The following is an 8,383-nucleotide window of genomic DNA, read 5'->3' as shown; positions in this document are numbered from 1 at the left end:
CAGACCGCCGGCGATCTCGTATCCCATGCAGGAGTAGCCGTACTCCACGTGGTAGTTGCCCGGGTCGGCGGCCCGCCACAGCTTGTGCAGGTCACCGGGCATCGACCCGGCGGCGTTGACCACCACGCCGTCCGCGGCGATCTCGTTGAGCACGCCGAGCAGCACCGGCTGGGTCAGCTCGGTCCCGCCGTAGATCCGGTCGGTCTCGGCCCGCCAGCCGTCGGCCAGGCTCGCCGCCCGGCCGGTCCAGCCGGCCTCGGCCCGCCAGTCGTCCGGCCGCAGGGCCTCCAGCGCCTCGCGGGCGTCGGCCACCAGCGTCTCCCCGGCGTGCTTGGCGGCGTCGAAGGCCGTCACGTTGACGTTGAGGAACGCCGCCGGGCCGAACAGGGTGCGCGAGGCGGTGGTGAAGTCGGTGTAGCGGGTGCCCACCCCGATGACCAGGTCGGCCTCGCGGGCCAGGGCGTTGGCCGCGGCGGTGCCGGTGTGCCCGATCGCGCCGACCGCGCACGGGTGGTCGTGCGGCAGCGCGCCCTTGCCCGCCTGGGTCTCGGCCACCGGCACGCCGTGCCGGGCGGCGAACGCCGCCAGCGCCTCGCACGCCCCGCTGTACTTCACCCCGCCGCCCGCCACGACGAGCGGCCGCCGGGAGCGGCGCAGCATCTCCAGCGCCCGGGCCAGCGCGGCCGGTTCGGGCACCGGCCGGGCCACGTGCCACACCCGGCGGGCGAACAGCTCCTCGGGCCAGTCGAATGCCTCGGCCTGCACGTCCTGCGGCAGGGCCAGGGTGACCGCGCCGGTCTCGGCGGGGTCGGTCAGCACCCGCATCGCGGCCAGCAGCGCCGCGGGCAGCTGCTCGGGCCGGTCGATCCGGGCGAAGAACCGCGACACCGGCCGCAGGGTGTCGTTGACCGACACATCCGGGCCGCGGGGGTCCTCCAGCTCCTGAAGGAGCGTGCCGGCGGCGCGGGTGGCGAAGACGTCCCCGGGCAGCAGCAGCACCGGCAGCCGGTTGATCGTGGCCAGTGCCGCGCCGGTGACCATGTTGGTCGCGCCGGGCCCGATCGAGGTGGTGCAGGCCAGGGTGGACAGCCGGTCGCGGGTGCGGGCGAACCCGGTCGCCGTGTGCACCATGGCCTGCTCGTTGCGGGCCGGGTAGTACGGCAGCGCTCCGCCGACACCGGCGCCCTGCTCGGCCAGGGCCTGGCCGATGCCGGCCACGTTGCCGTGGCCGAAGATGCCCAGGCATCCGGCGATCAGGCGCTGTTCGGCGCCGTCGCGCTCGGACCACTGACTGGCCAGGAACCGCACCAGCGCCTGCGCGGTGGTGAGCCTCATGGGGTACCTCCGGTAAGTCCGCTCCGGATCTCGGTGACGCGGCGTGCCACGCGCGGGTCGATCGTCTGCTCGGCCCAGGAGGAGCGGATCCAGGCGTGCCGGGGATCGTCGGCGCAGGCCATGGTCCGCTTCTCGGCGGGACCGGCCAGCACGTTGAGGTAGTACAGGTCGTAGCCGGGGGCGGCCATCGACGGGCCGTGGTAGCCGCGCGGGACGAGCACCACGTCCCCGCCCGCCACCTCCGCCAGCGTCTCGTGACCGCCGTAGACCCGCTGGTAGCCCGGCCCGCCCTCGAAGTAGTAGATCTCCTCCAGCACCGCCTCGCACTCCGAGGCGGTGTCGTGCTTGTGCGGCGGGTAGGACGACCAGTTGCCGCCCGGGGTCAGCACCTCCACCGCGACCAGCCTGTCGCACTCGAAGGCGTCCGGCGCGCAGAAGTTGTTGACCTGCCGGGTGGCCTGCCCGGCCCCGCGGATCTCGACGGGCACGTCGCGGGCCGCGCCGTACCGGACGGGGAGGGAGCGGGTGGCGCGGGCCGAGGGGAGCGCGAAGCGGCCCGAACCGGTGATCCGGACGGACGTCCCGATCGGCAGGTAGGCGAAGTCGGTCACCCCGTCGAAGACCGACGCGCGCCCGGACAGCGACAGCCGCCGGCCCGCGGCGACGACCTCGCACGGGCCCGACAGCGGCAGGACCAGCATCTCCTCGTCGCCGGTGTCGAACTCCACGGGACCGTCCGCCAGGTCGGCGACCCGCAGTCCCGCGTAGGTCCAGCCGGCCGTCCCGGGAGTGATCTCCACCGTCCACGGGGGCGCGGCGGCGGAGCCGCTCGGGATGTACGTCATGCCGCCTCCAGCAGGCTCACCGCGGCGTCCACGGCCGCCGCCACGTCGCCGTCGGGCGGGTAGAGCAGTGCCCGGCCGACGACCAGGCCCCGCACACCGGGCAGGCGCAGCGCCTTCTCCCAGGTGTCGAGCATCCGGTCGGGCCCGGGGTCGCCGCCGAGCAGCAGGACCGGCAGCGTCGTGGCGGCCAGGACGCGTTCCATGTCCTCGACGACCGGGAGCTTCAGCCAGGTGCGGGCGGAGGTCGCGCCGAGCCCCTGGCCGACGCTGATGGCGTGGATCATCGCCTCCGGCGACAGGTCGTGCCGCACCACGCCCTCGACGCGCTTGGACCAGAACGGTTCGACCATCGCCATCAGGCCGTTCCGGGCCAGCCGGGTGACGGCCTGCCCGCAGCTCGCCAGCGTGGCCGCGGTCGAGGTGTCCTCCAGCGCGATCCGGCAGAGCATCTTGCCGCCGTCGAGACCCATCTCCACGAGAGAGTCGGCGTCGTAGGCGGTGAAGCGGTCGTCGAACTCGAACGCCGCCCCCTGCACACCGCCCCGGTTCATCGAACCGATGACGATCTTCTCGTCGAGGGCGCCGAGCAGCAGCAGGTCCTCGACGATGTCGGGGGTGGCCAGCAGCCCGTCCACGCCCGGCCGCGCCAGCGCGGTCATGAGCCGGTCCAGCAGGAGGGTCCGGTTCTCCATGGCCATCGGGTGGCCGGCCGCGCCGAGGGCCCCCCTGGCCGGGTGGTCGGCCGCGATGATCAGCAGGCGGTCCCGGCCGGTCAGCAACGGTCTGCGCCGGCGCGCGGCGGCCGCCTCGGCCACCCGTTCCGGGTGCCAGGCCCGGTCGTCGCGCAGGCGGCGGTAGTGGTCCTCACGCATCCGCGACGCCTCCTCGCAGGGAGCCGGCCAGCGGCTCCGGGGATCCGCCCGCCAGGACGGCCTCGATCTCCTCCACCGTGGGCATCGCGGGGGCGCACGCCAGCCGTCCGGCCACGATCGCCCCGGCCGCGTTGGCGAAGCGCAGCGTCCGCGCGAGCGGCCAGTCCGCCAGCAGACCATGGCAGAGGGCGCCGCCGAAGGCGTCGCCCGCCCCCAGCCCGTTGACCACCTCGACCTCGACGGGCGGTATCTCCACCGTCGTGTCGGCGGTCATGCCCAGCACCCCGGCCGCTCCCTGTTTGATGATCGCCAACTCCACCCCCGCGTCCAGCAGCGCCCGTCCGGCCGCGCTGGGATCGCGCGTGCCGGTGGCGACCTCGGCCTCGTCCAGGTTGCCGACCGCGACGGTCACCTGTCCCAGTGCCGCGCGCACCCGTTCCCGGGCGGTCTCCGCGTCCCGCCAGAACATCGGCCGGTAGTCGAGGTCGAGCACGGTGTGCCGGGCCCGGCCTCGCGCCCGCCATGCGGCCAGGTGCGCGCCGAGCGACGGCTCGGCCGACAGCCCGGTCACGGTCGTCCAGAACAGCGCCGACGCGGTGACCGCGGGCAGGTCGAGCTCCTCCGGGAGGATCTCCAGGTCGGGGGCCTTGGGGTAGCGGTAGAAGTAGAGCGGGAAGTCGTCCGGCGGGCGGATCTCGCAGAACGTCACCGGGGTCGGCAGGTGCGGCACCGCCGTGACGTAGCGGTCGTCGACGCCGTACTCGGCCAGCGCGTCGTGGACGAACTCCCCGAACGGGTCGGCCCCGGTGCGGGTGATCACCGCGCTGGAGCGGCCCAGCCGGGCCGCGGCCACGGCCACGTTGGTGGGGCTGCCGCCGAGGTACCTGCCGAAGGACGTGACCTTCCGCAGCGGCACGCCCACCCGCAGCGGGTAGATGTCCACCCCGACCCGTCCCATGGTCAGCACCTCGAAGGCGGGGGCCGGTGCACCGGGCCCGTGCGCGGGGGCGCTCATGCGGTGATCCCCCGCAGGAAGGCCAGGCTCGCGCGGACGTCGCCGGCCGGGTCCGCGTCCTCGGAGGCGAGGACGACGTCCTGCTCCATGACGTACCAGCCGGCGTATCCGGCCGCGGTCAGGCCGGTGACGATGCCGGTGACGTCGACGTCCCCCCGGCCGAGCGGGCGGTAGATCCCCGCCCGCACCGCCTCGGTGTAGGTGATCTCCCCGGCCCGGACCCGCCCGGCGAGCGCGGCGTCGACGTCCTTGAGGTGGACGTGGGCGATCCGCCCGGGGGCCCGGCGGACGACGTCCAGCGGGTCGGTCCCGCCGGCCAGGAGATGGCCGGTGTCCAGGCAGAGGGGGACCCCGCTGCCGTCCAGCACCCGGTCCACCTCCGCGCGGGTCTCCACCATGGTCCCGACGTGCGGGTGCAGGGTGACCGGCCGGGACGTCTCGCGGTGGATCCGGTCCAGGTTGCCCAGAAGCGTCCGCCAGCCCTCTGCGTCCAGGACGGGGCGGGCGTCGTAGCCGTCGGCGCCGGTGGCGGCGGCCAGGACGACCACCGCGTCCGCCGGGAAGGAGTCCAGTACGGCCGGCAGCTCCGCGAGCGGGTCCCGGTCGGGGTCGTGCAGGACGACGGGGACGAATCCACCGATCGCCCGCAGGCCGTACCGGTCGAGCAGCCGGGCGCGGTCCTCCGGTTCCGGGGGCAGGAACCCGTCGGGGCCCAGTTCGGTGGCGGTCAGGCCCAGCTCGGCCATCTCCGCCAGGACTCGGTCCGGGGCGAGCTGGAGGCCCCAGCCGGGCACCTCGCACACGCCCCAGGAGATGGGGGCGGCGGCGATTCTCACTTGGCAACCTCCAGAAGACGAACCGGACGGTCGGTACGGCGGGACAGATCCGCCGCCTCGGCGATGTAGAGGGCGGCCAGGGCGTCCTGGACCGTGCAGGGGCTCTCGCGCTCGCCGCGCGCCGCCGCCAGGAACGCCTCCATCTCCGCGACGTAGGCCGCGTCGAACCTGGTGAGGAAGTCCGGCCACGGCTCGCCGCCCGGGGTCAGGCCCTCGACCGAGCGCAGCGGGGCCCGGTCGCCGAGCCCGACCGCCCAGGTCGCGCGGGTGCCGGCGATCTCCATCCGCACGTCGTATCCGGCGCCGTTGTAGCGTGAGCCCTGCAGGGTGACCAGCGTGCCGTCGTCCATGGTCATCAGCGCGGAGCTGGTGTCGACGTCACCGGCCTCGGCGAAGAAGTCCTCGCCCCGGTTGGCGCCCGTCGCGTAGACGACGTCCACCTCGTGCCCGGTGACCCAGCGCAGGATGTCGAAGTCGTGGATGTGGCAGTCGCGGAAGATGCCGCCGGAGAGCGCGACGTATTCGGCGGGCGGCGGCGCGGGGTCGGCGGTCACCAGGTGGACGCGGTGCGCCTCACCCAGTTCGCCGCCGTGCAGCGCCTCGCGCGCGGCGGCGTAGCCGGCGTCGAAACGCCGCTGGAACCCGATGTGCACGAGGGTGCCGCTGCGTTCGACGGCCTCGGCCACCCGCAGGGTCTCCGCCACGCCGGGCGCCACGGGTTTCTCGCAGAACGCCGGCACTCCCAGCTCGCACGCCCGGAGCAGCGCCTCCGCGTGGGTCGACGTCGGGGTGGCGATCACCACCGCGTCCGCGTCGAAGGGGTCGCCGACCCGGGCCCCGAGCCGCGCCGCCACGTCCTCGGCTCTGGCCCGGTCGACGTCGGAGACGACGAGTTCGTCGGCGAGCGTCGAGAGGGTGGTGGCATGGAAGAGGCCTATCCGACCAAGGCCCAGCAAACCCACACGCATGTTGGCTCCTCGTCCAGGGGACTTCAGTTCTAAACGACCATCAAGAACTAGTCAATAGTTTGTCCTGACATTCGGATGAACTGACATCCAGCAGAGCCATCGGGCGCCGTACGGCCGGCGCCCCGCCCGGCCGTCCCCGGCGCCCCACGCCCTCAGCTCTCTCAGCGCTCTCAGCGCTCTCAGCGCTCTCAGCGCTCTCAGCGCTCCACGAGCGTGACCTCCAGCGCGTAGTGGGAGGCCCGGTAGACGTGCGAGCCGTGCTCCACGGCCCGGCCCTGGTCGTCGTAGGTCGTGCGGACCATCGTCAGCAGCGGGCAGCCGCGGCGCTCCTCCAGCAGGCGGCCCTCGGCCGGGGTGGCGGCACGGGCGCCGATCCGCTGGTTGGCGACCCTCATCCGGACGCCGGCCGAGCGCAGCAGTTCGTAGAGCCCCCGCGCCTGGAGCGCCTCGGCGGTCAGGGACGCCGTACCGGCCGGCAGCCAGTTGTGCAGCAGGGCCAGCGGCTCCCCCGAGGCGTACCTGAGCCGCTCCAGCCGGAGCACCTCGGTGCCCGGCTCGACGCCGAGGACGCGGGCGATGTCCTCCTCCGCCAGGACCGTGTCGATCGACAGCACCCGGGTCTCCGGCTGCTGACCGGCGCGGCGGAGGTCGTCGTAGAGGCTGGTGAGCTCGACCGCCCGCTTCACCTGGCCGTGCACGACCTGGGTGCCGACGCCGCGCTTGCGGACCAGCAGCCCCTGGTCCACGAGATACTGGATGGCCTGGCGGACGGTGGGGCGCGACAGTCCCAGCTGGTCGGCGAGCTGCACCTCGTTGTCGAGCCGGGTGCCCGGGGACAGCTCGCCGTTCTGGATGGCCTCCGCGATCCGCTCGGCCATCTGGAAGTAGAGCGGAACGGGGCTCGATCGATCGAGGTCGATGTCCAATCTCGTCACAGTCACGGGAAAACGGTAACTGACATCAGAATGTCCTGACCAACGGTCAAACCGTCCAACCTCGCCTGGTTACGGAAGTGTTCCGGATGCCGCAGGCAAGTAAGTATGTCTTGACAAAATATTCACATGACGTTCATCGTTGAGCAACCGCGGCGCCGGATCGGGGGCTCTGGGCGGCGCCCACCACCCCGAGAGGCAAGAGGAGTGACGCCACTTGAGGCGTACCCGGAAGATCGTGCCCATGGCACTGCTGGCGCTGGCCGTCGCGGCCTGCGCCCCCTCCACCGCCACCGACGCCCCGTCGGCGGCGGCGACGGCCGCCCAGCCGCTTCCCGCGGCCTCGATGGACGCGACCCTCGACCTGGACGCCCTGGTCGCCGCCGCCAAGAAGGAAGGCAGCCTGCTGGTCTACGACTCCAGCGGTGACATCGAAGAGGTGGCCAAGGCGTTCACCGCGAAGTACGGCATCACCATGGAGGGGGTCAAGTCCGACACCCCGCAGACCGCCGAGAAGATGATCAGAGAGCACGCCGCGGACAACGTCACGATCGACGCGGCGATGTACGAGGACGGCGGGGTCCTGGTGGGCCAGCTGATCCCGCAGGGCGTGGCGCAGACCTGGGTGCCCGCCGACCTGAAGGACCAGATCCCGGCCGAGAGCCGGAATCCGCTGCTCGCCCTCTCCAAGGCGACGGTCTTCGCCTACAACCCCAAGCTCTCGCCTGAGGGATGCCCGGTGAAGAACGTGTGGGACCTGACCGAGCCGGAGTGGGCCGGCAAGCTGGTGATGCAGGATCCCTTGGGCAAGCCCACCGTGCTGTCGTTCTTCACCCAGCTGGACGCGCACGGCAACCAGGCGCTGCAGGACGCGTACCAGGCGAAGTACGGCAAGCCCTTAGAGATCAAGGAGAAGAGCGCCGCCTACGAGTGGATCAAGCGGATGGCGGTCAACCGGCCGGTGCTGACCGGCTCCGACGAGGACATCTCCGGAGCGGTGGGCGCGCCCAACGCCACCGACAAGAAGATCGGCTTCATGTCGATCTCCAAGTTCCGCAACAACGAGGACAAGGGATACGCCCAGAAGACGTGCGAGGGCATGGCGCCGTTCGCAGGCTTCAGCTATCCCAAGTTCGTCGGGATCGCCACCAAGAGCAAGCATCCCAACGCGGCCAAGCTGTACGTCCACTTCATCATGACCGAGGAGGGCGTCAAGCACGAGATCGGCGAGGGCGGAGTCTCCGGCAACAGCACGGTCAAGCCGCTGGTCGTCCCGCCCGGTCTGCCCGACTGGCAGGGGCAGCTCTTCCACACCGACCCGGCCGCGCTCCTCGGCGACCTGCGCGGCCGCCAGGCCGTCTCCGACTTCTGGCGAGTCAACCACGGCTGATCCGGCGGCGGGCGGCGCACGCGCGAGGGGAGCACTCCGGTGGGGGTGCTCCCCTCTTGACGTCCGGCTCCGGCTCCGGACGGACCTCCGGCGTCCGGCTCCAGCCTCGGACCGACCTACGGCGGCCGGCTCCGGCTCCGGGTGGACCTCCGGCTTCGAACCGACCTCCCGGCGGCCGGCTCCGGCTCCG

8 protein-coding genes are annotated in these 8,383 nt (G+C 72.8%); 1 reads left to right on the top strand and 7 read right to left on the bottom strand.

Annotation, left to right across the window (positions count from 1 at the left end):
* The 7 genes from AB0D67_RS13985 to AB0D67_RS13955 all read right to left on the bottom strand — a co-directional run.
* A partial coding sequence (locus AB0D67_RS13985) for a thiamine pyrophosphate-binding protein (RefSeq protein ID WP_362933845.1) occupies positions 1-1,335 on the bottom strand: 1,335 nt, incomplete at its 3' end.
* Positions 1,332-2,180, bottom strand: coding sequence for a 5-deoxy-glucuronate isomerase (gene iolB, locus AB0D67_RS13980; RefSeq protein ID WP_362933842.1), 849 nt, complete (start codon positions 2,178-2,180; stop codon positions 1,332-1,334). The genes AB0D67_RS13985 and iolB, both read right to left, overlap by 4 nt.
* Complete coding sequence (locus tag AB0D67_RS13975) at positions 2,177-3,052, bottom strand: deoxyribose-phosphate aldolase (protein ID WP_362933839.1); 876 nt, start codon at positions 3,050-3,052, stop codon at positions 2,177-2,179. Before AB0D67_RS13975 ends, iolB begins: the two co-directional genes overlap by 4 nt.
* Positions 3,045-4,067, bottom strand: coding sequence for a 5-dehydro-2-deoxygluconokinase (gene iolC, locus AB0D67_RS13970; RefSeq protein ID WP_362933836.1), 1,023 nt, complete (start codon positions 4,065-4,067; stop codon positions 3,045-3,047). The genes AB0D67_RS13975 and iolC overlap by 8 nt, the downstream gene beginning before the upstream one ends.
* The gene (locus AB0D67_RS13965; RefSeq protein ID WP_362933833.1) at positions 4,064-4,903 is read right to left on the bottom strand and encodes a TIM barrel protein; all 840 of its coding nucleotides are present in this window, start codon (positions 4,901-4,903) and stop codon (positions 4,064-4,066) included. The genes iolC and AB0D67_RS13965 overlap by 4 nt, the downstream gene beginning before the upstream one ends.
* A complete protein-coding gene (locus AB0D67_RS13960; protein WP_362933830.1) occupies positions 4,900-5,871 on the bottom strand; it encodes a Gfo/Idh/MocA family oxidoreductase in 972 nt (323 codons plus the stop codon). The genes AB0D67_RS13965 and AB0D67_RS13960 overlap by 4 nt, the downstream gene beginning before the upstream one ends.
* A gap of 197 nt (positions 5,872-6,068) precedes the next feature.
* Positions 6,069-6,812, bottom strand: a complete 744-nt coding sequence (locus AB0D67_RS13955) for a GntR family transcriptional regulator (protein ID WP_362933827.1) — start codon at positions 6,810-6,812, stop codon at positions 6,069-6,071.
* A gap of 208 nt (positions 6,813-7,020) precedes the next feature.
* On the opposite strand from AB0D67_RS13955, the gene AB0D67_RS13950 reads away from it, so the two are divergent.
* Positions 7,021-8,193 carry an ABC transporter substrate-binding protein gene (locus AB0D67_RS13950; protein WP_362933824.1) on the top strand — a complete coding sequence of 391 codons (1,173 nt, stop codon included), beginning with the start codon at positions 7,021-7,023 and terminating at the stop codon, positions 8,191-8,193.
* The last annotated feature ends 190 nt before the right edge of the window (positions 8,194-8,383 follow it).

This window comes from Streptosporangium sp. NPDC048047 (assembly GCF_040653115.1).
Classification (GTDB): Bacteria; Actinomycetota; Actinomycetes; order Streptosporangiales; family Streptosporangiaceae; genus Streptosporangium.
The sequence above is the reverse complement of the archived record's forward strand: the minus strand, read 5'-3'. Positions and strand labels throughout refer to the sequence as shown.